We start from the raw sequence: 25,528 nt of genomic DNA, 5'->3' as shown, positions 1-25,528 counted from the left end.
AATCTTTATATATATGAGTAATTCACCTGAAATATATGGAAAGAGACTAATAAATTTACGGAGAAATATCAAACAATGGGTTATTCGAGTACAATCACGTGGATTTTTGTGCAGAAAAAAAGGAGGAAATAAGATAACTCTCTCTCATTCCCTCCCATACTTTATCTTGAAAAAGCAAGTATCATTTCACCAGCCAGCCCTTTTTCTCACACAGATTCGTAATATGTGCCAGGTGGTGACGTCCATGCCAAGCATAGTTTCCGACTAATAAACGAACCGTTTGCGTTCCGCTAACTGGATGATGCAGTTCTTTTTCTAATTCATCTGTTAGAATTAGGGATTTTATTAAATGTACCCATCTTGTATGAATGGTAGTAAGCATTTGGAGCGACACATTAACAGGCAATGAGTAATCTGCAAGCTCTGCCCATAATGCTTCTTCATATGGTTTAATAGTTGGCGTTTTTTCCGTTAAAGCAAGCTTTGTCCGTATATATGCATTCATATGACTATCTGCAACATGATGCACAACCTGTCGAACCGTCCATCCGCCTTCCCTATAGGGCGTATCTAACTGTTCTTCTCTTAATGAAGCAACTGTTTTCGCTAGTTTTTCTGGATATCGCTCTATTTCGCTGATCCAGCTATGCAGAACTTCTTCCGAGATTTCTCCTTCATGCGCGAATACTCCAATAGGATACCTTTCATCCACTCTATATTCCCCCATTATTTATCACAGTTTTTTTTAATTAAGAATCTAGCTTCTATTTCTCTAAAAATAACAAAATAGAATCTATCATTGGTTGATAACCAATTTCCATATATATTTTATTCGAGGTTGGGTTAGTAATATCTGTATAAAGACTAGTAGAAGAAAAATCGCTCTCCAAAAGCCTCTCTGAGAGTTCCGCAACACAATTTGTTGCATAACCTTTGTTTCTAAACTCTTTCGGTGTGTACACAAAATTAATCGTTATATTGTTTTTCGTCGGTCTACTTGCATTTGCCATACTAACTAGCTGATGATCTACTTCCCAACCCGCAAGTTTGCCTCCTTGAATGAGCTCCTCGACTCTCTTACTTGCCTGTTCCATTTCTAATGGTTGGTTTATTGATGCAGCGAAATCATAAACCCATTGTTGAATGGTAGATTGATCATTTTTGGTTATCCACCTAAAATTCCCTAGATTAGATGGTTTCTTTTTGACTTCGTTCAATTGATAGATTCGTTGATCCATTCCAAGAATAACTTTTAATTGACGTAACGATGCAATATGTTGGGCCATTTCTCTTACAATCGTCTTTTCGCCAATAAAACCAGGGATTTCAGTAATACTTTCATGAATTAGTTTACTGATCAAAGAGAGTTCCAAAGGAATAATTTTCTGAAAAACAGAAACGATTATTTGTTTAGGATGTGTCTGTAACAACATAAGAATAGGTTGTTCATCTTTATATACTCCAGCCATTACCGTAGGCTTAATCTTCTCGTCTATATTCATTAAGATTCCTAGAGGTAAGCCATTAACTGCTTCTTCCTTTTCTAAATATGGAATCATAACTCGCTTGAAATCTTCAACATCATAAAATTTTTGCACAAGAAACATCGCTGTCCTACTCCTATCGTCAAGTATTTACATAGTATGAAAAGAGATTAAGTCTGACTGACTTGAATAAATGATTTTATCCCAGGGGGAGTATAAGTTGCAAATTTATCAAGCAACTGTTTTGGATCAGAATCAACAATTGTTATGGTTCGATATTGGTCTTGTAAAAATTCTGCATCAGCCATATGATTAATTAATCCAACAAGGGGGTCGTAATAATGGTTGATGTTAAGAATCCCAAGTGGTTTTTTATGCAGACCAAGTTGTGCCCAAGTAAAGATCTCAAAAAACTCCTCCATCGTTCCAGCACCACCTGGAAGCGTAATAAATCCATCAGCTAGCTCGGTCATTTTTGCTTTTCTTTCATGCATAGATTTTACAACAATTAATTCACTTAAAGCAGGATGGGCTATTTCTTTTTCTTGCAGAAAATCAGGCAGCACACCTATTACCTTTCCTCCTGATTCCACCATGCTATCAGCAATTGCACCCATTAAACCAATACAAGAACCACCATATACAAGCTCCATTTCACGTCTAGTCAATTCTTTCCCTAATGCGACTGCTTCCTCCGTATAAACGGGAGAAGCTCCTGCACTCGACCCACAGAATACAGCAATTCTTTTCATTATTGATCCCTCCATTTTACAAAGTTAAGAGAACATTTCATACTTTCAATTTAGTACTTTACTAATTTGCTTCGTTTACGAAATTAGATCTTGATTGGAAAAATTTTCTCCTCCTTCTATTTTAACTCGAATAAGGAACGAAAAGAAGGAACATTTTTCCAATCTCCCTTTGAAATGAAATAATTTTTTAAAAATATGTTTAAGAAGTTTGGAAACTGGGTATGAGATAGTTAAAACAATATAAGTACACCTAATATCAAGGAGGTTAAAATGACAAAAGGGAATGTATTATATAAAGGCAGAGTGTTTAAAATTTTATTTTGCTATGATACAGGTTATTGTGAAATTAGGGATATTTATAATGTGTTTAAGGTAGAACTCGTACATAATTCTCAACTCACAATGATAGAAGACGTCTGCACTAATTAGGATATTTTTCTTTTTTTGTCATGGATCATGACAATTTATTTTCAAAATGATTGTAAGCGTTCTTCTATCGCTTAATTTCTAATGGTTATCATAGCTTGCTTAAGCTAATTGTACCATTTTACATACCTATTTCTGAATTTAGACCATTTTCCGAAAAAAATTTAATGAACTTGTCCACACCATATTCGGCTACCTTCATACAATATAGTAAATCTAAAGGTGGAGGTGACTAGTATGTCTGGATATGGAGGCGGATTTGGAAGTAACTTTGCATTAATCGTAGTATTATTTATTTTATTAGTTATTATCGGTGCATCTTATGTAAGTTAATAGTAATACTTCTATCGTTAGGAACTAATCGTGTTTCAAAAGAGGGAAATCATAGGTCTACCTATAATTTCCCTCTTTTTGTTTTTCCTTCAAATTATAAATACACACTCCCTAACCTCAATAGACTAGAACAACTAGCCTCTAATCAAAAAGCCTTTTATTCCCCATAATAGATTCTTGTCCACTCACTTTAAATTATTCCTACATAAGATATGATGTAGCTTGGAGAAGGAGGTGGCATACATGTCAGATTGTTATGGCGGTGGCGGTTACAATAGTAACTTCGCTTTATTAGTTGTGTTGTTCATCTTGTTAATTATCATTGGCGCTTCCTATTGGGGCGGTTATTAATTTGCTAAAAAAGAAGGCACTTTTGTGCTTTCTTTTTTTTATCCTAATTTACTTATTCTTCTTTCCAACCTTTACAAAACAGAAATGGTACCCTGTTCCATAAGGGTACCATTTCTCCTATGCTGCAATTAAAAGAATCTTCTTGGTCTGCAATTATTTGGGTTATTTACATTGGAACCACAATCGAAATCTTCTACTACTGTTTCGTTTACTTGTCTTTCCGTTACTGGATAATAGTTCTCGTTCCGAATAACAGTTCTATTCACATTGATTATTTCAGTTGGATGAATATTACGAATTCTGCGTTTGTTTGTTGTAGTTCTCACGACTGTTTCAGTTGGATGAACAATATCTTGGACAGGGGAAACACGATTTCCACATTTTCTCCCACAATTATTATTACCTGTACCTAAAACATCATCATTATTATAGCGACCCATTTCTTTTGCTCCTTTCCTTTTTTAAATTTCCTTACGTTATATACTATGTAAGGAAAAGGAGCTTGTCCGAGCGTTTATACTATTCTTTGTCAAAATATGCTGAAGAACTAAGAGAAATGTCTATTCGGGAAAAAGAAAGGCCTTATCAAGCATACTTTTTATATGGATTTGACTTAAAGGAAGCGGCTAAGATGGCATCCATTTTAAAAATACGTGGCTGCTTCTTTTTTAAACAATAGGCCTTGATGTATGTATCTGTGAGACCATTCACAAGAATCGATCGCTGGGATACAGTACTATCTTTTTTAACATAGATAATTTCTATCGGTCTTTTTTCTTTCCACGCTTTTTGTAATTGTTTTATCATCTTAGCTCCTCCTTTTGACAATATTATATACGAACATTAGTTCTTAATCAAGAAAAATAGAACAAATGTTCCTAAATGTATTTTATTACTATACAGTAATCGAATTTTATAAAATTATTTTATGTTTGCTTTGAGTAAAATGCTGTAATTCTCACCTGGACTAACTCAGAGAAATATTGATTTAAAGAAAGCTTTGAATTTTAACTAGACAACCATCATCCTTAGGAAAAATGGCATAGGATAACTCAAAAACGAAGGAGTTATATTATGCGTTCATCTATAACTACAGTAATGGATGGGGTAATTCCATCTCTTTATCATAGTCCTTGGAATCCATTATTACATTGTCCTCATGCAAGTAATCATGTTCATTTTGGTTATCCATCCTACCCTAGTAAACAAATATCCTCAAACCAACATGCTTATCATTATCTTGATCCAAATTCACCAATACACGTTAGGCAACACGAGATACTTTCTCAAATGATGAAAGCAATTAACGGAGAATATGCTGCTATAGCCTGTTATCAAAAGCTTAAGAACCTAGCTCCGACAAAAAATGAAAAAACAATCATAAATGAAATAAGAAAAGATGAAATCAGGCATTTCAACACCTTTTCTAATTTATATACACAGTTAACTGGAAAGAAACATACACCTATCATTACAGAAAAATGCCCCAGTGACTATAAGAAAGGCATTGATTATGCTTTTAACGATGAGCAAGAAACCGTGGATTTGTATTTAGATATTGCTTACCATACAGATAACAAAAAAGTAAAAGAAGAATTTCTAAGAGCCGCACATGATGAACAAAATCATGCCGTTTGGTTTTTGTATTTTCTGAGGTAAATAATTGGTAAAAGAAAAAGTGCAGACAAAAAATTCCCCTATGGTATTTTCCATTAGGGGATTACACTAGAGGACGTTAAAACTGTCACTTGCTTTATAACACGTCAACATATTGTAATATTGTAGGAATACTGAATGAAAAAAGGACAATTAATCCTATAAGCGTTCCTATAAGTACATAACTATTAAAAAACCATCCTGACAAAGTAAACCCTTTCAGCTTTGAAAACAATACCACAATAAAAAAGATTAATATAGGTAAAAAAAAAAAAAAACGAAAAAATAACTGCTACTAATATTCCAACGACTAATTGTATAAATATTAAGCCACTCATATTAGTACTAAGACACCTCCTCTTCTCCCATAATAACGCTTTAATCTTTTAATTTTGTTTATTTTCTTCCAAATAAACAAATCTGCTATGTATACTAACTGATTATTCTTTCTATATTATATCACTTAAAAGGATGAATAAATTGCTATTTAATTTCAATTTTACAATAATTATCCTGAATTATTCATAGAAAATCATTAATTGGTTACAATCGTTATTCCAATAAGCTTTTTTGTTAAATGTTAATTCACTTGATAAATGAAAAAAGAATCCATTTCTGATAAGGTTAAAACACCAACGAAATAACCACAGAAAGGATTCTTATAATGGCTACTTTACCGCAAATTACCCTTGATTTCAATCGCAAAATTAAATTGTCAAATGATGGAGGGGATCTGTCCTCCGATACTGGTGAATTTCTTTTTAGGGAATTCGATGAGAAAATTGGATTTTCAAAAACACTAGAAAATCATTTGAGGTTAAACGATTCTAGGGCCTATTACCTCCATTCAAACGAGAACTTATTACGTCAAAAGATTTATCAAATGATTGCGGGCTATTCCGAGGATGATGCAGCTGATCATTTAACGAAAGATCCAGTTTTCACCCAAATCATAGGAACGCCAGCGCTCGCTTCACAACCGAGTTTATCTCGTTTTTACACACGTTTTGATAAAGAGTCTATTGATCATTTAAATCAAGCAAACCAAGAATTACTTGATAAAATCCATTCATTTCGGGGGTCCGAAGCTTTATTTATCGATTTGGATTCAACCCATTCTGATACTTATGGAAATCAAGAGGATTCTTCCTACAATACGCATTATGGAACAATGGGTTTTCATCCATTGGTTGCTTTTGATGGTGCTACAGGTGACTTTCTTAAAGCGAAGCTTCGTCCCGGAAATGTATATACTTCAAATGGTATTGTTGAGTTTATTCAGCCATTAATTGAACACTACAACCAAAAGTTCCCTGAAACGAATTTATTCCTTCGTGGAGACAGTGGGTTTGCCGTCCCCGCCTTGTACGAATTGTGTGAAAAGGAATCCGTTTTATATGTGATCCGATTAAAATCTAACCTACAATTACAAAGTCTTGCTAAAGAATACCATCCTTCTTCTGCACCACGAGATGTTTCAGAAACAGAGCGCTATTTTGAAGAAGCCACTTATCAAGCCAAGTCATGGTCGAAACCAAGAAAAGTGATTATCCAATCGGTACGACCAGCTGGTGAATTACTTTTTGCCCATTCCTTTTTTGTTACAAATTTTGAAATAGCTTCTCCAAAAGACATCGTACGAGCTTATCAAAAAAGAGGAACGATGGAGAACTATATCAAGGAATCAAAGAATGGCTTTTATTTGGATCACATGAATAGTCATTCTTTTCAAGTCAACACGGTAAAAATGATGCTAAGCCTGCTTGCTTATAATTTAACGAATTGGTTACGAACCATTTGCTTTCCACAAGGTCAAAAGATGATGCAAATTGATACCATACGTACAAGGCTTATTAAAGTTGCCAGTAAACTAGTGAAATCAGGTAGATCTTATTACTTTAAATTGTCATCAAGTTTTGTCTATCAGAAATTCTTTTGGAACGTATTGGGTCAAATACAAAAACTCCAGATTGAGTAGCTTAACTTGGTTTTACCAACTGAAAAAAATTTAAATTTCAGTTAAGGGGAGAAGTCTGCCTAAAAATAGGACATTTCCAATGGGAAATAAATTAATTAGATTTTAAAGGTTAGAAAATGTTCAATCTTATAAAAAGATAGAAAACTCTCACCTGCATTTTAGAAAAACGTGCATCTTTTAAAGTGCTATGAATATTTCAGGATTATATATATTCTAAAATGTATCATTTATTCAAAGTCTGTTCAAAAAAAGACACTAACGTCGCATAAATATTGACTGAATTTTCTGTTTTATTATTTTTCCGTTTGAGAAGAAAAACGAAGACACGCGAACAGAGGTAGTAATCATCCATTTTTTTACTATAACCTTTGGCGAGGGCGACAGAGACGGTTAAACCTTTACGGGACAGCTCTTCCTGCTATTTTTCGAATCCAAATGTGTGCGGATTTCCACGGTGCTGCTTTTAACAACCGACTAATTTGTAAGTACGTCCGTGAACTGTTTGTACCCAACTGAGCCAGTACGTTTAAACAGTAGACAATCATCGCGATGTACACTTGATTATGGACAGCTTGTTCGCTTTGTCCGTAGAACTTTTTGATGTTCAAGTGTTGTTTCATCCACTTGAAAAACAGCTCGATTGCCCAGCGTGATTTGTACAGTTCAGCGAGTTCATCCGCATTTAAGTCGAAACGATTCGTGATGAGGTGCAGCTCATTCCCTTTTGAATCCATCACTTTCAGTAGTCGAAACTCATTACCAGCCCGACTTTGTGCTGTGCCCAAAGAAATCATTTCATCTGATAAAACAGTTGAATTTTTTGGAAGGTGAAATTTCTCGATTTGATGTGTAACGGCGTTTTTTCGTAAGCGTGAGACAAAGAAATACCCGTCGTCTGTCATACGGTCAAATTGCTTGTAATCCAAGTAACCACGGTCAAAAACATACATGCACTCTTTGTCGTCAACAAGTACTTCTAGCTGACCTCGATCATGTTCAATCGCATTCGTTAACACCGCTTTATCCGGGTATGAACAGCCCTTTTCTAAGTAAACAAGACGTAAATGGAGCTTAATGCCTGATTTTGTTTTGCGGAATTCAGCCCATTTATGATTGTTCAGGTTCAATGGTAACGTACTTGAGTCGATGATTTTCAGTGGTGTTGTCATTTTCCGTCGCTTTTCAAAATGCGTTTTCTTATGAATTTGCGCGACTAAATCTAGAAACACCTGCTGGAACACCTTTGTCGGCACTTGATTTAGCCGGCGTCCCAGTTGCGAAAAGCTAATTGATTCTAGTTCGGTTGCTTTTTGTAGGTCATCCGAGAATAACGTATCACTAACCGCACGTAGACTTTCGGTTTCGTTGAGTTGTGCGAATACGAGTAATTTCAAGAATGAAGCAATGTACAGCTTCTTTGTATAGTAATTTAATTGATAGGCTTCCACAAGTTCCTCTAGTTTTGTGGAGGAAATCGGTAAAAGCCATTGTTCAAATGATGTTTTTCGTGTAAACTTATCCATGCGTATTTCCTTTATTTTGGATTTGGATGGTTTACTACCACCCAACCATTATAAAGGATTTTTTTGTGCATGAATAATATTGCAGAAAATTCAGATTTATAAAGGGCTTTGAATTATTTTAATGCGACGCTAGTGCTCCTTTTTGAATATTATATATTTGAATAGTAACACCTATATTTAATTTACTGCCGATTTGCAGGGCATTAGGATTAATACCAGCGTTCCATGTTTTTAGCTGATCAACTGTAACTCCTTGCGTTTGCGCGATACTCCATAGCGTGTCTCCTTGCGCAACGGTATAAGATCCACTCTGCGCCTTCCCTACTTCTATTACTTTCTTCTTTAATCCAAGCGCTTTTGCCAATCCTTCAACATGCCCTCTTGCAATTGCATCCAAGACATCATTCCGTTTCAATAAATTGGCATCAACTTTAGTGTCGATGAATAAGTTTTCTGATAAAAGTGCTGGACTATTCGTTTCGCGTAATACATGAAAATTAGCCGACTTTGCTCCTCTATCTATCACATTGAATGCTTTTAATTCTGCCATAACCGCAGAATGAATTGTAGATTGTACTTTGCCTGTCGCACTAGTAGCAGTTAAGGTGTTATAACGGTAATCCTCATACCCTGTTCCTCCACCTGCATTGATGTGGACAGATAGGAAGAAATCAGAGCCCCAAGCATTAGCAGCATCCGTGCGCTGTGACAAAGATAAAGTAGTATCGCTCGTTCTGCTCATTTTCACACTAACATTTTCATAGTTTTTTAATAAGCTTTCAATTTTTTTCGCAATTGTAAGCGTTAATACTTTTTCTTGCAAGCCGTTGCCAACTGCTCCCGGATCAGTACCACCATGCCCTGCATCTATAAAAATTTTTGCCATGTACCTTCACTCTCCATTCTGTTTTTTATTTATACTATGAACAGATGGTAAAATACGTGTAGATACTATTATTTCCGTTTTGTTACAAATTAGGATACATATAGATTATGCTAATTAATTTAATAATAGCTAATTTCTTAAAATGATTAAGAAAATTAATTGTAATTAGACTACCTTTATTCAAATAGCATTAATTAGGAGGTGTTTCCATTGATTAAGTTATTTAAAAAACGATGGATGCTCTTTGATCAAGTCGTGAAACCATATAAGCCTTATGTAACGGTTGATTATGGTATTATGCCTGTTTCTCCAAGTGATATTGTAGGACTTTCTTTACCAGTTAGCAAAGTTAGAAACGGCGATAAACTCAAAGAGCTCCGGAATTCTGTCGAACAAAAAGGTTGGAAAGATGATTGTCCAGCCGATTTACATTTATACCGACTTCCTAACGGAAAATATACAGTAGCTTCTGACGGAAATCACCGCACTTTTCTATCTAATCAATTAGATGTCCCTAAAATTAAAGCAATGGTTAGCCTTTTAATACCAGAAAACTATATTCCAGAAAATATTAAAGCAAAAGTGGAAGAATACGAAAGTAAAGAACAAACTTACCGATCAGAGGCAGAGAAACTCCATGAAACATTACAAAATCTCGCTATAAAGCAAAAAAACACTAAAGAAGAATTTGCATTTAAAAATTATTGTAAATTAACAGAGGATATGTACCATAAACGACAACATACACTTATAGGATTGGCTAGATTTTTAAATTTATTACCTAATGAAGCAGCGGAGTAATCCGCTGCTTATTCCTTATATCCCAATCATTTTTAATTACTATCTCTTTTTTATACCGTTCAACTCTCCCAAAGTCTTAAAGGATTACAACTCAGTAGCCTCTCATTTCTTAATCTATTTCCATATAATTTAATAAATACATTATTAATCGTTTTCGCGATAAATGCTACAGTTATATACATTTATGTTTTACAATAGAATTCAAAAGTTGTATATAGTGAATAATCTAGCCACTTTTATTGATGTATTATTGCTAATTTTTGAATTTTCATTCTCTGTTTACCCGCTATTCAATCGGACTCACTGCTTATGAGCCTATTAAAAAAGGACTCCTCCTTTTGGAAGAATCCTAATAAATATTATGGTTTTCTGTACTTTTGAAATTTTATTGCATTATCACCTGAATTACTTAATTTTCTTTTTAAAAATGAAGTGTCATTATAAACTCTTAGACAAAAGAAAAGCATAAATGCACTAAAAACACTCGATAAAATCGTGCTCCCAATTAGTAACCAAATTATTTTCTTCGTACCATTCCACATTATTCCCACCCCCTAATTAGAGGTATTGTCTGTAAAAACAATGATTATTATTCGAGTTAATTATTGGCTTACCTTAAAAAGCACCCACTTATAAGACCTGCTCTTAATATCTCAACAGACGTCCCTCCTCATGATATAATTTGTATTAGGATGTCTTCCCCCCTCTGTTAGGATAGATGTCGTAGGGAACTTTAGTGTATAGTTTAAATCATACACGGAGGTTGATCGACATGAAAAGTAATAATGGTAAACGTTATACAAAGGAAGAGAAAGCATCAATTATTAAGAGAATGATGCCCCCCACTAATGAATCGGTTGGCCAATTAAGTGAAGAGTTGGGCATTACTGAACCCACGCTTTACAAGTGGAGAAAAGAGGCTAGATCATCTGGAAACCCCACACCCGGAGATGGACAAAGTTCTGAACACTGGAGCAGTGAAGATAAGTTTCTCATAGTTATGGAAACATACTCAATGAATGGTGCGGAGCTAGCGGAGTATTGTCGAAAAAAGGGACTTTATAAAGAACAGATTGACGCATGGCGAGATTCATGCCTTAATGCAAATGGGCGAGAATCTAGTCAAACAAAGCAGTTAAATCAAGAATTAAAAGAGGAGAAAAAGCGAGGAAAGGCATTAGAGAAAGATTTGCGTAAAAAAGAAAAAGCATTGGCAGAAGCTGCAGCCTTATTACTATTAAGAAAAAAGGCCCAAGCGATCTGGGGGGACCAAGAGGACGAATGATCAGCCCGTCAGATCGCGCACTAGCAGTAGAACTCATCCAAGAAGCAAACCAAAATGGTGCGCGATTAGCCCCGGCGTGTAAAGAATTGAACATTAGCGTTCGCACCTATGAACGCTGGATTTCAGAAGGTGGAATCAAGGAGGATCAACGCCCTATTGCGTTACGTCCAGAGCCAAAAAATAAATTAACGATAGAGGAAAAACAAGAGATACTGGAGGTTGTTAAAAAAGAGGAATTTGTAGACCTACCGCCTACTCAAATCGTGCCAAAATTAGCAGATCAATGCATTTATATCGCCTCCGAATCTAGCTTTTATAGAGTTCTTCGTGAGCATAAAATGCAAAATCATCGGGGAAGAAGCAAAAAGCCCGAGGGTAGATTACCAGAAAGTCATTTAGCAGTAGCCCCAAACCAGGTATGGACATGGGATATAACGTGGTTAAAAGGGCCGGTGAAAGGCTTGTTTTATCGACTCTACTTAATTATCGATATTTTTAGTAGAAAAATCGTAGGTTGGGAGATTTGGGAGTCAGAGGAGGCAAAACACGCTGAAGATTTAATGAAGAAGACGATTATTAGTGAAAAAATCCAAGGTAAACCACTCGTTTTACATTCCGATAATGGCAGTCCCATGAAAGCCGCAACATTTCAGGTATTACTTGAAAAATTAGGGATCCAAAGCTCTTATTCAAGACCAAGAGTAAGTAATGACAATCCCTATTCTGAAGCAATGTTTCGGACTCTGAAATATCGACCTGAATTCCCGTACAGAGGCTTTGAAACACTTGAGGCTGCACGTGAATGGGCATTAAGATTTGTGAATTGGTATAACTGTATACATTTACACAGTGGTATAAATTTTGTGACGCCAGAACAATGCCACACAGGTGCGCATATTGGGATACTGAAAAAGCGCAAAGAAGTTTATGAACTAGCGAAACAAAAGCATCCAGAACGTTGGACGCGCTCAACTAGAGACTGGAGTGCACATGATTCAGTGGCTTTAAACCCAATAAAGGACAAGATAGAAAAGGATGGAACAAAATAGCCCCACTGCGACTGAGCTTGAACTACCCATTCCCTTCTCATCAAAGAACAGAATGAATTCTGTTCTTTGATGAGAAGGCCACCAAGCAAAGCGCGGTAGTTACCCTTACGTTCTTACACTAGTAAACAAGTTAAATGCGACAACTATCTTGACAAACACCGCTTCTGAAATGCTAAAAGAGTATTTATAGCTTTTTTTATTTTATTTTTTCAAGAGTTTAACGAGTTTCATTTTTCTTTAATTTGGGTAAATCTTCAAATAATTAATAATTTAAGCAGTTTATCACGTTGGATTCATTAAAAAAACTAAATAACGATAATTTAATTACTGCTTACATTTCTGCAATTAAATATAAATTATCGAATGACTTTGTTTTATTATTAAAAAAGGAATTAATAAAAAGAAATATTTCCATTCATTGATTTACAAAAGCCTCTCCATCAACTTATTTTCGAAAATGCTTCACAAAGATAGAATATTTTCAACTTTCATCACCATAATTAGTAAGTTTGATTAGTATTACACACTTTAAAGGAAGTGAACTTTGTGATTGGATCAAGAGTCTTATACCAAGAGAAAGAATATGTAGTCATCCATAAATATGAAACAGGCTATTGCGAAATAAGAACTTTAAATTCCTTTCAAGTTAAACTAATACATGAATCAGAATTAACATTTTTAGATTAGCAAGCCGCAACACCCATTTTTACCTAATCTGATAAACTAGAAATTATCCTCACCATTCTCTCCCTCCCAAAGGAAGGAGAGTAAATCATATTCTCCCCTTAACGGCAAAAGCAACATCCACAAGCTCTTAATAATCCACCTTAACTTTGTGACATTCTATTAAATCCACTGTTGCTATAATCGCACCTGTTGGCAATTTTTCATGCGATTTAATTCCGTATCTCAAAAGAGATGCTATGATTGTAACCTCGTCAAAGGCTGCCTTATCTATTTGCTTTCCCGCATGAATTGCTAATGCTCCACAATGTTTTGTTTGCCATGATGAGGTCTCAAATTCTTTTTCACCAAAGGTAATCAAATTTGCCCAAGGTTGTCTAATAGTTATAGCTTTCATTTCCCTTCACCCTTTCTTTCCAAGTCCAAAATTACGAACTTTTATTTGTATAAATATTTCTAATTTACAAAAGATAAATTTAGGAGGAGGTGTATCTTTATGTCAAAAAATGATTCTGTATTAGGATTGGATTATTAGCTGTCCTTCTAACAACAATATATACTGCCATATTAGCTTCCCAATTAATGGCTACAAAACACAAAGTTGATTACCTATACTTTAAAGACAAATTTAGTCATAAAGAAAAGACAACTAATTAATTGTTCCAAAAGCCTTCTTTATAAAAAGTAGGCTTTTTATGTTCTGTATCTGGATGATTAGCCTTATGCAAGACAATAGCAGCTGGATCATGATTTATAGCAATATCTACTGATAATCCAGTTGCTAATTATATTCCTGTGCTAGCTCCACCATCACCAGTAAAGTTATCAACTATAATTTCTCTAAATAAATCTAACTACAAAATCCTCCCTCCTTCACAATATTTTCTCTCTCACTAACATACGTGCATTCAACCTGTCCGTTAATTCTATAAACCACTCTTCTGGACCTAAATCTAAGGCTAAATCTATTAGGCTTCTAAGCTGATGCTCGTTTAATTTTGGTTCATTTTGAATTCTTATAAAGTCTTCCATCATTTTTTTAAATAAAGGGGTATAATTCCACATAAATATTCGCCACTTAGGAAAGGTTGGATTACCAAGAGATTTAAATATACGCTCATGCTGTATTACTTTTAGAATCAAAGGTGGAAATGAAACACATTCAAGAAGCATTAGGGCATAGATCTATGCAAATTCCATCTGATGTTTATTCTCATGTTAGTAAGAACATTGAGTCAGATTCTATCGTAAAGTTTGAAAATCACACAAAAAAAATTATTTTGGGGGCAGAAAAGGGGCACAAAACAAATTAGTGTCCTTCCCTTCTGCTTTTGCCCTGAAAGAAAAAAGCCTCGACGCTTAGAGCGCCAAGGCTTTTTCATTTTAATACATTTCCATATACTGGTCGCGCTCCCATGGGTGCACTTGGACTCTAAACATATCCCATTCAATTTCTTTTGCTTCCACAAAATGAACAAAGATATGCTCTCCTAGAGCGTCGATCATTGTTTCGTTTTGTTTTAACTCATCTAATGCTTGCGCTAATGTGGATGGTAAATCAACAATGCCTTCAGCAATTCTTTCTTCTTTGCTCATGATATAGATATTTCTATCTACTGGAGCTTGAGGAGTTAATTGGTTGGCAATTCCGTCTAATCCTGCTTTTAGTAAAGCTGCCATTGCTAAGTATGGGTTAGCTGCTGGATCCACGCTGCGCACTTCTACACGAGTGCTTAATCCACGTGAAGCTGGAATACGCATCAATGGTGAACGGTTTCTAGCTGACCATGCAACATAGCAAGGTGCTTCATAGCCAGGTACTAGACGTTTGTATGAATTTACAGTCGGGTTCGTAATAGCTGTAAAGCTAGTTGCATGTTTACCGATACCAGCAATAAACTGTAATGCTGTTTCGCTTAATTCTAATTCACCTTTTGGATCATAGAAAACATTTTCGCCATTTTTGAATAAGGAAAGGTTGCAGTGCATTCCTGATCCATTCACACCGAATAATGGTTTTGGCATAAATGTTGCATGTAAACCATGCTTACGTGCTATTGTTTTTACTACTAATTTAAAAGTTTGGATTTGGTCACATGCAGTAATCGCATCTGCATATTTGAAATCAATTTCATGCTGACCAGGTGCTACTTCATGGTGAGAAGCTTCAATTTCAAAGCCCATCTCTTCCAGTTCTAAAACAATATCACGACGACAGTTTTCCCCTAAATCTGTTGGTGCTAAATCGAAGTATCCACCGTTATCATTTAATTCTAATGAAGGTGTGCCTTTTTCATCCAATTTAAATAAGAAAAATTCTGGCTCTGGTCCAAGATTGAAATCAGTGAATCCTAGGGCTTCCATCTCTTTTAAGACTCTTTTTAAATTATTTCGAGGATCTCCTTCAAATGGTGTTCCATCTGGATTATAAATATCACAGATTAAACGTGCCACTTTTCCTTTTTCTGCAGTCCATGGGAAAACAACCCAAGTGTTTAGATCAGGATATAGATACATATCAGATTCTTCAATTCGAACAAAACCTTCGATAGAAGAACCATCAAACATCATTTTGTTATCCAATGCCTTATCCAGCTGACTGATTGGAATTTCCACGTTTTTGATTGTTCCTAGGATATCCGTAAATTGTAAGCGGATAAATTTCACGTTACTTTCACTTGCAAACCTTTTGATATCTTCCTTAGTGTAATTTTTAGCCACGACTATTCCTCCACTCCCAACTTTTCTGTTTTATCTATTTTTGAAAATAACGAGACATGTCTCCTTGTCTCATAGAGGGACGATGAGTATCATTAAAGCGTCCTGCATTTAATAACTCTTTGCGCAATAACTTGCGTAAATCCTCATCCGATAATTCTCTGCGTGCTTTTTCTGCTTCTTTCTTCACTTCATCTGTCAGCACTTGTTTTTCTTGAACAGAGAAAATTTGTTTAATTCCAGCAAGGTTTACTCCTTGATCAATTAGATCTTTAATCTCCAACAACTTATCAATATCCGATAAGGAAAAAAGTCTTCTATTGCCATCCGATCTTGCTGGAGCCACTAATTCGTGTTCTTCATAGTAACGAATTTGTCGAGCAGACAGCTCTGTTAATTGCATGACAATACTTATTGGAAAAAGAGGCATCGACCGACGAATTTGACTACCAGACATAGCATTCGGCTCCTTTAAAATGATTTAATCCACCTTCATTATATGATTGGGAAAAAAAGATGTCAACTCATGTTACACTTTCTTCCCAATCCATGTAACTGATTGCTATATTCAAATAGTAATCAGTTTTTGTTCTGCTAATCGATTAATTGCGATACAAATGGCGATTTTCACATGAGAATAAGTTAAGCCCCCTTGTACGTAAGCAACATACGGTGGACGAATTGGACCATCTGCAGTTAATTCGATGCTTGCACCTTGAATAAATGTACCAGCTGCCATAATAACGTCATCTTCATAACCTGGCATGTAATTTGGATAAGCTGTTACATGGGAATTAATTGGCGAAGCAAATTGAATGGCTTGGCAAAAAGCAATCATTTTGTCTTTATCATCAAACTGAACAGACTGAATTAAATCGGTTCTTTTCGTATTCCAGCTAGGCGAGGAATTCATTCCTAGTTTCTCTAACACCGCTGCTGTAAAAATGGCCCCTTTCAAGCTTTGACCAACTACATGTGGAGCAAGGAAAAAGCCTTGATACATCTCTTGTAAACTGTAGAGGGAAGCTCCTGCTTCTGCCCCAATTCCAGGAGATGTCATTCGATAGGAACATGCTTTAACAAGCTCTTCTTTCCCGATAATGTATCCACCTGTTTTCGCAATTCCTCCACCTGGATTTTTGATTAAAGAACCTGCCATTAAATCTGCACCAACATGACAAGGTTCCTTTTCTTCCACAAATTCGCCATAACAATTATCTACAAAAACAACGACGTCTTTTTTAATCTCTTTTACAAATGCAATCATCTTTTCCATTTCTGCAATTGTAAAAGAGGGTCTTGTTGCATACCCTTTTGAACGCTGGATGCCAATCATTTTTGTATTTGCATGAATGGATGCAGCAATTTTTTCATAATCTGGCTGTCCATCTGGAAGCAAATCTACACTGTTATAGCCAATATTAAACTCTCGGAGTGAGCCAATTCCTTCGCCTCTAATTCCAACAATTTCTTCTAACGTATCATATGGTTTACCTGTAATATACAGAAGTTCATCCCCTGGTCGAAGGATCCCAAACAACGCCGTGCTAATGGCATGTGTTCCAGAAATGATTTGTGGTCTCACTAAACCAGCTTCCCCACCGAATACTTCAGCATAAATACTTTCTAACGTATCACGGCCATTATCATCATATCCATACCCAGTTGATGGGATAAAGTGTGATTCACTCACTCGATGATTTTGAAAGCTTGATAAAACACGAAATTGATTGGTATCAATTCTTTTATCAATTGCTTGTTGTACTTCTTTAATTTGTTCTTCCACTTCATTTACTAACGCTTCTAGCTGTGTTCCATATGTTAACTGCTTATACATTTATTTCTCCCATTCCTCTACTTCTATTGGCTTTTTATATTTTAATATAGCATGTTCTTTTAGAGCATACCCTTTACATAAATAATTTTGCGTTTCTTCATCAAAAATTAAGCTACGCAAAACTGTCTCATTTTTTAGCTGAGACAATAATTTTCCGTTATTACTTTCAACCGTTGTCTCATAATATTCCATGTTTCCAATCATGATTTGTTCAATCGTTTGCTTAAGCTGTTCCCTATCTTCGTTATCAAAAGCGCTAATTAAAATGCTTTCCGTTTTCGATGTGGGCACAAATTTCGCATGCACTAAATCTTTTTTATTATAGACAGTTAATTGAGGGATTGCAGGTATTTCCAAATCTTCTAGTAATTTATGTACTGTTTCTTCATGCTGAAAATATTCCTCATTTGAGCTATCAACCACATGGAGCAATAAGTCTGCTTCTCGCACCTCTTCTAACGTTGAGCGAAATGCGGCAACTAACGTTGTTGGCAAATCTTGAATAAACCCTACAGTATCTGTAATAAGGGCCGAAAAGCCACTTGGCAAAATTATTTTTCTCGTCATTGGATCTAATGTTGCAAACAGGATATCCTCTTCAAATGAATCTGCTTCAGAGAGACGATTGAACAAAGTCGATTTCCCCGCATTCGTATAACCAACTAATGCGATTTGGAAGGCTCTATTTTTCTTTCGTCTTTCTCGGTAGCGATCTCGATGTTCGACAATAACGTTTAATTGGCTTTTAATATCATCAATTCTTCGTCTAATATGCCTTCTGTCTGATTCAAGCTTTGTTTCACCAGGCCCTCTCGTCCCAATACCTGCACCAAGTCTTGATAATTGGAGACCTTGTCCACCTAACCGTGGCAATAAGTATTGTAATTGGGCTAGCTCTACTTGAAGCTTTCCTTCTTTCGATCTTGCTCTTGAGGCAAATATATCTAGAATAAGCTGTGTTCGGTCAATGATTCTTGCATCCAAATTCTTTGACACATTCCGAACCTGACTTGGTGATAATTCATCATTAAAAATAATTAAGTCTGCTTCTAATTCCTCTGCAAGACTTTCTAATTCTTCAACCTTCCCTTTGCCGATATAGGTGGAGGGATGAATTCTTTCTCTCATTTGCGTTAAGGTGGCAACTACTTGTCCATTCGCTGTTTTCGTTAAATTTGCAAGTTCTTCCATTGAATATTCAAATCTGGCAGCATCATTCTGTGTTTCGCAACCAACCAGGATTACTTTTTCTTTCTCTACTTTGGTTTCCTTCAACTATGTAAACCTTCTTTCCATGCTGAACTTCATCTATTATAGCAAACAAATACCATTTCATCTATTTGCTCCTTATAAGGTTACCCAAATTTTAACGTAGTAAAAATGGTTTGTAAAAAAGCATATTAAAAAAGCTATTCCAAAAGAAATTCACTCTTTTAGAATAGCATTCTTATCCTTTATTTTTCTTTAGAGTCTAACACTATATCGTTGCTTCTTAATGTCATTAGTTCGTATTTATCATAATTGCTTTGCATAAGTAATCGCATTGCTTGAGCTCTTATTGATTTTTCAATAATATTGCGGATATATCGTCCGTTAGAAAAACTTTTGGGATGTTGCACATTTCGTACATAGGAAAGATGTTCTTTTAGCTTTTTTTCCGCCTCATGACTGAGCGCATACTCCCTTTCTTTTAACATCCGATCTGCTATCTCCATTAACTGATCGGTCGTATAATCAGGAAAATCAATGACAAGGGGAAACCTGGAATGTAGACCTGGATTTAAGGATAGAAAAAAATCCATCTCCCTAGAATAGCCTGCTAATATTAAAATGAAATCATGCTGTTTATCTTCCATATGCTTTACTAATGTATCAATTGCTTCTTTTCCGAAATCCTTTTCTCCTCCTCTTCCTAATGAATAAGCTTCATCAATGAAGAGAATCCCTCCCATCGCTTTTTTGACAAGATCTCTCGTTTTCTGTGCCGTATGACCAATATATTCACCAACTAAATCGGCACGCTCTGCTTCAATTAAATGACCTTTCGATAAAACATTCATCTTTTGAAAAAGCTTGCCAATTAACCTGGCAACAGTTGTCTTCCCTGTTCCTGGATTACCTTTAAACATCATATGCAATGCTTGTTTACCTGTTTTCAAGCCATTTTCTTCTCGCTTTTTATTTACATAAATCCATGCGTATATCTCTTTTATCATTTTTTTCATTTCGTCCATACCAACAAGGCTTCCTAATTCTGCTTCAATTTCCCTAAGTGCTTCATGTTCACTCGGAACAGTTCTGGGGATTGACTCAGCTTCTGGCTTTTCCTTTGGAAGAACCTTCTTCTTCTGTGAGTTGATTACTACGCTTATCTGTCCATTATTCTTCATCCGGATTGGATGCTCCAAAAGCCACACCTCCTCTAAAAACAAAACGCTCAAAATCTTGCTCATCAAAAGTTCCATTTATTGATGTTGACAGTATTTAAATGATTTCATACTGTTTGCTACTATTCCCCATTGTTAATGTATATTCAGAACCTCTTCTATTCATTAAACTATTTTCAGATTATTTTTTAATTCTGTTATCAAGATATTATAGAAGAGAATGTAACTATTTCATTCATTGAATTGTTATGTTTATTCAAGACAAACCAAAATTAATTAGAAATTTATAGTAAAATATAATTAATCTTTTTGATTATGATGTAGTTTCCTCATGCAAAAACAAAAAAATATAAAGGGAGATAGGGAAATGGCTAAAATATTTTTAACATCAAATGGCCTCTCTACAGAGATTATTAAACATGAATTTATAACAGCTCTAAAACAATTGACAAACCCGAAAGCAGTGATCATAACCACTGCGTCTCCACAAAAAGAAAAGAATAAATATGCCAGCAAAACGAAAAATGACTTGTTACAAATAGGGCTTAAACAAGTAGATTTTCTTGATGTAGAAGTGGAAGAAGCAAAGAAACTTAAACAGTATAATATCATTTATATTAACGGAGGCAATCCATTTCACTTACTTTATTACATAAAAAAAAGTGGAGCTGATACTGTCATAAGTAAGTTGTCCAAACAGAATGCTATCATTATGGGGACAAGTGCAGGTGCGCTAATTTTAGGACCTCATATCGAAGTGGTAAATCATTTTACTCCAGAGATGAACAAAATAGGAATGAATGATTTCACTGCATTAAACATAACTGATAAGGCTATATTTCCGCATTACGATAGAGAAGATGTTTTTCAAGACAACTCTGGACAAAGCATTGAGCATCGTATAAGAGAATTTGAAAGCAATAAACATGTTTCTATTGTTAGATTACAGGACAACCAATACATTCTTGTAAATAGATAAAACATTTTAGGGAATTATAGGACACAAAAAAACTTGAGGAGAATATCCTCAAGTTTTTTTGTATGCAATAATACCTTATAACATAAAATACTATTCCTCATCTCAAAAACAGAGCTAGGAATTATGCTAGAAGCAATGCTCAACGTCTTTTTCTTATTAAGCCTGCGTACCTTCTAAATCAATCTGTACATTCTTTTGCGGAGAAAACGTAGAAATGGCATGCTTATAAACTAATTGCTGCTTTCCTTCTGATTCAAATAATACAGTGAAATTATCGAAGCCTTTTATAAATCCACGTATTTGGAATCCGTTTAATAAGAATACCGTTACGTTTGTGCCGTCTTTACGTAATTGATTTAAAAATTGATCTTGAATGTTAACTGATTGCTTCATGAAAATCCTCCTCTTTTCTCTATACTATTATGTATTCGATTTAATTTTTAGCATTCCTTCTAAATAAGATGAAATTTCCTGTATTTTTTTTGTTATGTCATGTGTTTTTACACTTTCTGTCATATCAAACCACTGTACATTCATTTTATTACGAAACCAAGTCAATTGTCTTTTCGCATATCTCCTAGAATTCTGCTTTAATTCTTCAATAGACTCATCCAAGCTTTGCACACCATCGAAATACTTATAGATTTCTTTATAACCAATCGCTTGTATCGATTGGCAATCTCTTATACCTTCATCATAAAAACGCTGGACTTCTTCTAACAATCCGATTTCAAGCATTTGATTCACTCTTTTGTTAATTCGCTCATAAAGAACTTCTCTATCCATTGTTAAGCCAATTAATGCAGCATCATAGAGTGACTCTTGTCTCTGCTCTTTTTGAATGTCTGACATTTTTCTACCAGTTACATGAAAGACCTCTAACGCTCTAATAACACGGCGAATATTATGATGATGGATAGCTGCTGCAGATTCTGGATCCACTTCTTGAAGTCTGTCATGAATGGCTATGCTTCCTTCTATTTGTGCGATTTCTTCCAATTTTGTACGGAATTCGGGATCAGAAGCAGTTTCTTGAAACTGATAATCAAATAAGACCGATTGAATGTACAAACCTGTTCCACCAACAATAAACGGTAATTTGCCTCTTGACGTTATTTCCGTTATTTTCTTGCGGACAAGTTCCTGAAATTGTGCAACTGAAAAACTATCATCAGGATCTACAATATCAATTAAATGATGGGGAACCCCTTGCATTTCCTCTTTAGATATTTTTGCAGTCGCAATATCCATTCCTTTATAAATCTGCATGGAATCTCCACTAATAATTTCCCCGTCGAATTTTTTCGCCAGTTCAATACTAAGATTTGTCTTACCTACAGCAGTAGGTCCGATTAACACAACCACTTTTTCCTTTATTGTCAACTGATTCAACTGCCTTTTACTAACATTTAGCTAATGATTTTAAGCTATAATTATTATTTTATCACATTCCTCCGCACAGTTTAACCTGTAAGCATTATTACCCAAACTTCATGAAATATACAGAATTTAATAGTGGATCTTTATTTTTTTCTTTCCCGCCGAATAGATATTAATGGTATAAGCATCATTTTGGACGATTTGCTTTACTTCCTCACTTTGTAGAAATTGATCTATAGAACGTTTAACAGCCCGAGCAATCTCTTCCTTGTTAGAATCTTTCGTTAAAAAATATGTATATACATCAATAGAAACTTCTTTCGTATAGGCATTAATACTTATACTTTCAATATTATATTCTTTTCCTAATAAGAATCCTTCCTCAAAATAAGGAGTTAATTCTAACCATCTTTCTTGTCGGCCAACTCTGTCTTTATCATAATGGGATACAATCAGAGGTGCTTTATGGTTATATTTTTTTAAAATTCCTTGAGCCCTTGTTACTTCAGCATGCTCGGTTACCAGTTCAATAGCATCTGGAAGTGCTAAAACCCATTCCATCACTTTTTCTTGCTCTGAATAATCTCCTGGCCAAAGTTTGATTCCTTTCGCATTGGCTTCTATAATCACTTGATATGCTATTTCATCATCTCCAATTGTCTCTTCCATATAATCTAATTGGACAATGTATGGTATGTCTTTCTCTTTCAAAAACTGGTTTACAAAAGTAATGATTTCCGCTTTCTGACGATAAAGTACTTCGTCAAATATACCAATAGAAACTTCACTTTCTTCAAAATTGATTTTTATCGCAAATGGCTCTTTTTGAAAGGTTTCCTCTAAATCCTTCTTTAATTGTTGCTCAAAAGTTCCATCCCGGTATATTGTTAATAAATCTGGCCCTTGTTTTGCTTGTGTCTTTTCCACAATACCACTATTCATGGCGCCACCAACAATAAGAAAATGTAAAATTAGGAGCGAATATAAAGCAGTCTTTTTCCTATTAATTTTTATCCCCTTAGTAACTACTGGCGTTAAAGGCAAAGATATCGTCATTATTTCCGCATGTAGTATGTTATTAAATGTATGCACTGTAATCCCCTTTGTCGATAACACCTGTAAAAAAGAAAAGAGTCTTTTTCTAATCTCTCTTTTTGATTTCCTTACGATTCTTGCAATCTTCTTTATCTCTAGTTGAAAATAATAGTGTAAGAGAATAATAGCTTGATCAATTTCCTTTATTGACTTGAAGGAATATTCCGAAAGTAAAACTTTTGAAACTCTCCTCCTATTTTCCCCTTTCATTTGTTTTAGAATATATCGGAATCCTCTTTCCATTACATGATTTCTTTGAAATTTCGTGGAAGGTTTTATTAACCAAGCTTTGACGATTTCCTGTGACTTTTCCTTGTCTCCGATAAAGAACTGCGTAAATAACAACCAATCATTTACTTGTTTGCTATGAACAAAGGTTGACCCGTCCAATAAAGCCCCTACCCTTCTTTATTTATATTTCCTCTCTATTTTCTCCATGTATCTTTATTACATAAGGGACATTATTCATGAGATCTTGAATGTCTTCATGCTCGAGAAAAAATTGTAAAGATCTTCTCAGCTCTTTTATAATCTCTTCTGTTTCATCTGCATCTTTTTCTGTTGTAAGGGAAAGTTCTGTATATACATTAAATTCCATAACACCATTTATATATTCTGAATACACATCATATAGTTTGTATTTATTTTCTCCAAAGAAAAATGCCTCTATTATAGCAAGATAAATATCCCACTTTGCTCTTTCCATATCTACTACATCTGCCGAAACCTTTCCAAAAGAAAAATTCCATTCCAAATTGTGTTTATGTATAATATTTTCGATTTCCTCTTTTAAAATCTCTTCTTCTTCTACTGAAATTTCTTCAGATAAAAGAATTTCTGTTGATTCTCCAGATTGTTCGCTGGAACCTCTTTGCATATAATAATACGGGTTTTCAGAGACTAATTCGAATATCTCTTGTTCCATTTCCATTACTTTATTCGCATCTTTTTGTTCATCAGTTAGTTCTACTTCCAATTGGTCTAGTACTTGAAATTCAAGTTGATACTCAAGATCTCTATTTTCTAAATAGGACTCTATTAAAGCTGCTACTTCCTCCTTTTCACCTAATCTTTCTGGTGTGGGAAAATATACTTCAATCGTTTTTGTCTCTGAATCAGGTATGGTATAAATGTCCCCAAATCCTTTGTCTTTAATGTCTTGATTTATCTGTAACACTCCTCCTTCTTTAAAATATTTATAAATATCAGGTCCTAAACTAACTCTCGTCTTGCTAAGTGTCTCTTGATTAATAGATCCGCCAGCAACTAAAATTAATAATATTAATAATAAACCTGGTAGCTTATGCCTACCTTTTGTTCCCATAACTAGGACTTGATTTCTATTGTCTGGCGTTACATTTTCTATCCATTTACTTTTTATTAGTAATATCTCTTTTTTTAAAACCCCATCTATATTATTAACTGATACGAATTTACCATTATTTGTCCATATAGTAAGGCCATCATAAATAACTGTCTTCGCTTTTCTTTCTGAAATCCCTAAATGGTTGGCGATTTTTTATAGGAATAATCGTAATAATACTTTAGTAGAAAAGCAATACGGGCTTGTTCGTTAAGTAATCCAAGGCGATTTAATAGGGGGCTAGCATCGATAGGTTGATAGATAATGTCATGATTACGATAATATTTCTTATATTCCTTGATTAATGGTTTTAAGACAAAATGATCGAGTCTTATTGAGATAAACTTGTCCTTTACTTGATTAACTGTTCTAGTAATTAATCGGTCGGTCAATACTTTGTCTCCAGTTAATAAAAATCCCAATAAATACCATTCTTCTATATCTGCATTTAAATTATTTCGCTTTGACAAATGTTTACGGCGTATTTTCAAACACATTCCGCCTTTCTGGAAAGCCCTTTATATTACCTTTATTTTACATGATGGAAGAAAAGTTGTCAGT

At 34.9% G+C, this 25,528-nt stretch carries 29 protein-coding genes and 2 pseudogenes; 10 read left to right on the top strand and 21 right to left on the bottom strand.

What is annotated here, in order from left to right; translation table 11 throughout:
* Window positions 1-181: 181 nt before the first annotated feature.
* The 3 genes from NKG37_RS18355 to NKG37_RS18345 are packed head-to-tail and all read right to left on the bottom strand — an operon-like array spanning window position 182 to window position 2,236.
* Window positions 182-727: a YfiT family bacillithiol transferase gene (locus NKG37_RS18355; RefSeq protein ID WP_101731276.1), complete on the bottom strand. Its 546-nt coding sequence runs from the start codon at window positions 725-727 to the stop codon at window positions 182-184.
* 37 nt (window positions 728-764) lie between these two features.
* Window positions 765-1,607 (bottom strand): GNAT family N-acetyltransferase, encoded by an 843-nt coding sequence (locus NKG37_RS18350; protein WP_016205011.1) that lies wholly within the window; start codon window positions 1,605-1,607, stop codon window positions 765-767.
* A gap of 47 nt (window positions 1,608-1,654) precedes the next feature.
* Entirely contained in the window at window positions 1,655-2,236 is a 582-nt protein-coding gene (locus tag NKG37_RS18345) for an LOG family protein (RefSeq protein WP_169188531.1), read from the bottom strand.
* Between the two features lie 663 nt (window positions 2,237-2,899).
* On the opposite strand from NKG37_RS18345, the gene NKG37_RS18340 reads away from it, so the two are divergent.
* Both NKG37_RS18340 and NKG37_RS18335 read left to right on the top strand, forming a co-directional pair.
* Window positions 2,900-2,995: a YjcZ family sporulation protein gene (locus NKG37_RS18340; protein WP_084668784.1), complete on the top strand. Its 96-nt coding sequence runs from the start codon at window positions 2,900-2,902 to the stop codon at window positions 2,993-2,995.
* A gap of 243 nt (window positions 2,996-3,238) precedes the next feature.
* Entirely contained in the window at window positions 3,239-3,346 is a 108-nt protein-coding gene (locus NKG37_RS18335; RefSeq protein WP_016205009.1) for a YjcZ family sporulation protein, read from the top strand.
* Between the two features lie 128 nt (window positions 3,347-3,474).
* On the opposite strand, the gene NKG37_RS18330 is transcribed toward NKG37_RS18335, so the two are convergent.
* Window positions 3,475-3,786, bottom strand: a complete 312-nt coding sequence (locus tag NKG37_RS18330; protein WP_016205008.1) for a spore coat protein — start codon at window positions 3,784-3,786, stop codon at window positions 3,475-3,477.
* A gap of 145 nt (window positions 3,787-3,931) precedes the next feature.
* Complete coding sequence (locus NKG37_RS18325) at window positions 3,932-4,153, bottom strand: WYL domain-containing protein (protein ID WP_169188529.1); 222 nt, start codon at window positions 4,151-4,153, stop codon at window positions 3,932-3,934.
* Window positions 4,154-4,420: 267 nt separating this feature from the next.
* Between NKG37_RS18325 and NKG37_RS26385 the strand changes: the two genes are divergently transcribed.
* The gene (locus NKG37_RS26385; protein WP_318010517.1) at window positions 4,421-5,005 is read left to right on the top strand and encodes a ferritin-like domain-containing protein; all 585 of its coding nucleotides are present in this window, start codon (window positions 4,421-4,423) and stop codon (window positions 5,003-5,005) included.
* A 661-nt stretch (window positions 5,006-5,666) separates the two neighbouring features.
* On the top strand, window positions 5,667-6,980 hold the full coding sequence (locus tag NKG37_RS18315) for an IS1380 family transposase (RefSeq protein WP_254415011.1): 1,314 nt from the start codon (window positions 5,667-5,669) through the stop codon (window positions 6,978-6,980).
* A 398-nt stretch (window positions 6,981-7,378) separates the two neighbouring features.
* Here NKG37_RS18315 and NKG37_RS18310 read toward each other — a convergent pair whose 3' ends face one another.
* Window positions 7,379-8,503, bottom strand: a complete 1,125-nt coding sequence (locus tag NKG37_RS18310) for an IS4 family transposase (protein WP_254415069.1) — start codon at window positions 8,501-8,503, stop codon at window positions 7,379-7,381.
* A gap of 118 nt (window positions 8,504-8,621) precedes the next feature.
* Window positions 8,622-9,389: an N-acetylmuramoyl-L-alanine amidase gene (locus NKG37_RS18305; protein WP_254415068.1), complete on the bottom strand. Its 768-nt coding sequence runs from the start codon at window positions 9,387-9,389 to the stop codon at window positions 8,622-8,624.
* A gap of 210 nt (window positions 9,390-9,599) precedes the next feature.
* Here NKG37_RS18305 and NKG37_RS18300 point away from each other — a divergent pair, with 210 nt between their 5' ends.
* A complete protein-coding gene (locus tag NKG37_RS18300; protein ID WP_016205004.1) occupies window positions 9,600-10,190 on the top strand; it encodes a hypothetical protein in 591 nt (196 codons plus the stop codon).
* Between the two features lie 359 nt (window positions 10,191-10,549).
* Here the strand turns inward: NKG37_RS18300 and NKG37_RS18295 are convergent, their stop codons facing one another.
* Window positions 10,550-10,732, bottom strand: coding sequence for a hypothetical protein (locus NKG37_RS18295; RefSeq protein WP_016205003.1), 183 nt, complete (start codon window positions 10,730-10,732; stop codon window positions 10,550-10,552).
* Between the two features lie 230 nt (window positions 10,733-10,962).
* On the opposite strand from NKG37_RS18295, the pseudogene NKG37_RS18290 reads away from it, so the two are divergent.
* From NKG37_RS18290 to NKG37_RS18285, 3 genes and pseudogenes are all read left to right on the top strand, one after another.
* Window positions 10,963-12,524: pseudogene (locus NKG37_RS18290) on the top strand (IS3 family transposase).
* Window positions 12,525-12,811: 287 nt separating this feature from the next.
* A complete protein-coding gene (sda, locus tag NKG37_RS26380; protein ID WP_016205002.1) occupies window positions 12,812-12,946 on the top strand; it encodes a sporulation histidine kinase inhibitor Sda in 135 nt (44 codons plus the stop codon).
* Between the two features lie 124 nt (window positions 12,947-13,070).
* Window positions 13,071-13,211 (top strand): hypothetical protein, encoded by a 141-nt coding sequence (locus NKG37_RS18285; protein WP_169188527.1) that lies wholly within the window; start codon window positions 13,071-13,073, stop codon window positions 13,209-13,211.
* Window positions 13,212-13,338: 127 nt separating this feature from the next.
* On the opposite strand, the gene NKG37_RS18280 is transcribed toward NKG37_RS18285, so the two are convergent.
* The 3 genes and pseudogenes from NKG37_RS18280 to NKG37_RS18270 all read right to left on the bottom strand — a co-directional run bounded on the left by NKG37_RS18280 (window position 13,339) and on the right by NKG37_RS18270 (window position 14,273).
* Window positions 13,339-13,605, bottom strand: a complete 267-nt coding sequence (locus NKG37_RS18280; RefSeq protein ID WP_101731281.1) for an ASCH domain-containing protein — start codon at window positions 13,603-13,605, stop codon at window positions 13,339-13,341.
* Between the two features lie 298 nt (window positions 13,606-13,903).
* Window positions 13,904-14,044: pseudogene (locus tag NKG37_RS18275) on the bottom strand (DNA cytosine methyltransferase); the annotation flags it as partial.
* Between the two features lie 37 nt (window positions 14,045-14,081).
* Window positions 14,082-14,273: an IDEAL domain-containing protein gene (locus NKG37_RS18270; protein WP_016205000.1), complete on the bottom strand. Its 192-nt coding sequence runs from the start codon at window positions 14,271-14,273 to the stop codon at window positions 14,082-14,084.
* A gap of 86 nt (window positions 14,274-14,359) precedes the next feature.
* On the opposite strand from NKG37_RS18270, the gene NKG37_RS18265 reads away from it, so the two are divergent.
* Window positions 14,360-14,521, top strand: a complete 162-nt coding sequence (locus tag NKG37_RS18265; protein WP_254415067.1) for a hypothetical protein — start codon at window positions 14,360-14,362, stop codon at window positions 14,519-14,521.
* Between the two features lie 70 nt (window positions 14,522-14,591).
* On the opposite strand, the gene glnA is transcribed toward NKG37_RS18265, so the two are convergent.
* From glnA to spoVK, 5 genes are all read right to left on the bottom strand, one after another.
* The gene (glnA, locus tag NKG37_RS18260) at window positions 14,592-15,929 is read right to left on the bottom strand and encodes a type I glutamate--ammonia ligase (protein WP_169188525.1); all 1,338 of its coding nucleotides are present in this window, start codon (window positions 15,927-15,929) and stop codon (window positions 14,592-14,594) included.
* A 34-nt stretch (window positions 15,930-15,963) separates the two neighbouring features.
* Window positions 15,964-16,383: a MerR family transcriptional regulator gene (locus NKG37_RS18255; protein ID WP_016204997.1), complete on the bottom strand. Its 420-nt coding sequence runs from the start codon at window positions 16,381-16,383 to the stop codon at window positions 15,964-15,966.
* Between the two features lie 111 nt (window positions 16,384-16,494).
* The gene (locus tag NKG37_RS18250; RefSeq protein WP_169188524.1) at window positions 16,495-17,763 is read right to left on the bottom strand and encodes a methionine gamma-lyase family protein; all 1,269 of its coding nucleotides are present in this window, start codon (window positions 17,761-17,763) and stop codon (window positions 16,495-16,497) included.
* Window positions 17,764-19,038 (bottom strand): GTPase HflX, encoded by a 1,275-nt coding sequence (hflX, locus tag NKG37_RS18245; protein WP_254415066.1) that lies wholly within the window; start codon window positions 19,036-19,038, stop codon window positions 17,764-17,766.
* 179 nt (window positions 19,039-19,217) lie between these two features.
* Window positions 19,218-20,171: a stage V sporulation protein K gene (spoVK, locus tag NKG37_RS18240; protein WP_169188522.1), complete on the bottom strand. Its 954-nt coding sequence runs from the start codon at window positions 20,169-20,171 to the stop codon at window positions 19,218-19,220.
* A gap of 310 nt (window positions 20,172-20,481) precedes the next feature.
* Here spoVK and NKG37_RS18235 point away from each other — a divergent pair, with 310 nt between their 5' ends.
* Window positions 20,482-21,129: a Type 1 glutamine amidotransferase-like domain-containing protein gene (locus tag NKG37_RS18235; RefSeq protein WP_254415065.1), complete on the top strand. Its 648-nt coding sequence runs from the start codon at window positions 20,482-20,484 to the stop codon at window positions 21,127-21,129.
* Between the two features lie 156 nt (window positions 21,130-21,285).
* Here the strand turns inward: NKG37_RS18235 and hfq are convergent, their stop codons facing one another.
* The 5 genes from hfq to NKG37_RS18210 all read right to left on the bottom strand — a co-directional run bounded on the left by hfq (window position 21,286) and on the right by NKG37_RS18210 (window position 25,458).
* Window positions 21,286-21,522 carry an RNA chaperone Hfq gene (hfq, locus tag NKG37_RS18230; protein WP_169188520.1) on the bottom strand — a complete coding sequence of 79 codons (237 nt, stop codon included), beginning with the start codon at window positions 21,520-21,522 and terminating at the stop codon, window positions 21,286-21,288.
* Between the two features lie 27 nt (window positions 21,523-21,549).
* On the bottom strand, window positions 21,550-22,521 hold the full coding sequence (miaA, locus tag NKG37_RS18225) for a tRNA (adenosine(37)-N6)-dimethylallyltransferase MiaA (RefSeq protein ID WP_254415064.1): 972 nt from the start codon (window positions 22,519-22,521) through the stop codon (window positions 21,550-21,552).
* Window positions 22,522-22,638: 117 nt separating this feature from the next.
* Window positions 22,639-23,994: a DUF4030 domain-containing protein gene (locus tag NKG37_RS18220; protein WP_254415063.1), complete on the bottom strand. Its 1,356-nt coding sequence runs from the start codon at window positions 23,992-23,994 to the stop codon at window positions 22,639-22,641.
* Between the two features lie 22 nt (window positions 23,995-24,016).
* Entirely contained in the window at window positions 24,017-24,928 is a 912-nt protein-coding gene (locus NKG37_RS18215) for a hypothetical protein (protein WP_254415062.1), read from the bottom strand.
* 176 nt (window positions 24,929-25,104) lie between these two features.
* Window positions 25,105-25,458: a hypothetical protein gene (locus NKG37_RS18210; protein ID WP_254415061.1), complete on the bottom strand. Its 354-nt coding sequence runs from the start codon at window positions 25,456-25,458 to the stop codon at window positions 25,105-25,107.
* Window positions 25,459-25,528 lie beyond the last annotated feature (70 nt).

Origin of the sequence: Niallia sp. RD1 (genome assembly GCF_024219955.1) — a bacterium.
GTDB classification, from domain to species: Bacteria; Bacillota; Bacilli; order Bacillales; family Cytobacillaceae; genus Niallia; species Niallia alba.
Note: the sequence above shows the minus strand (reverse complement) of the source record. Positions and strands in the feature narration are given on the sequence as shown.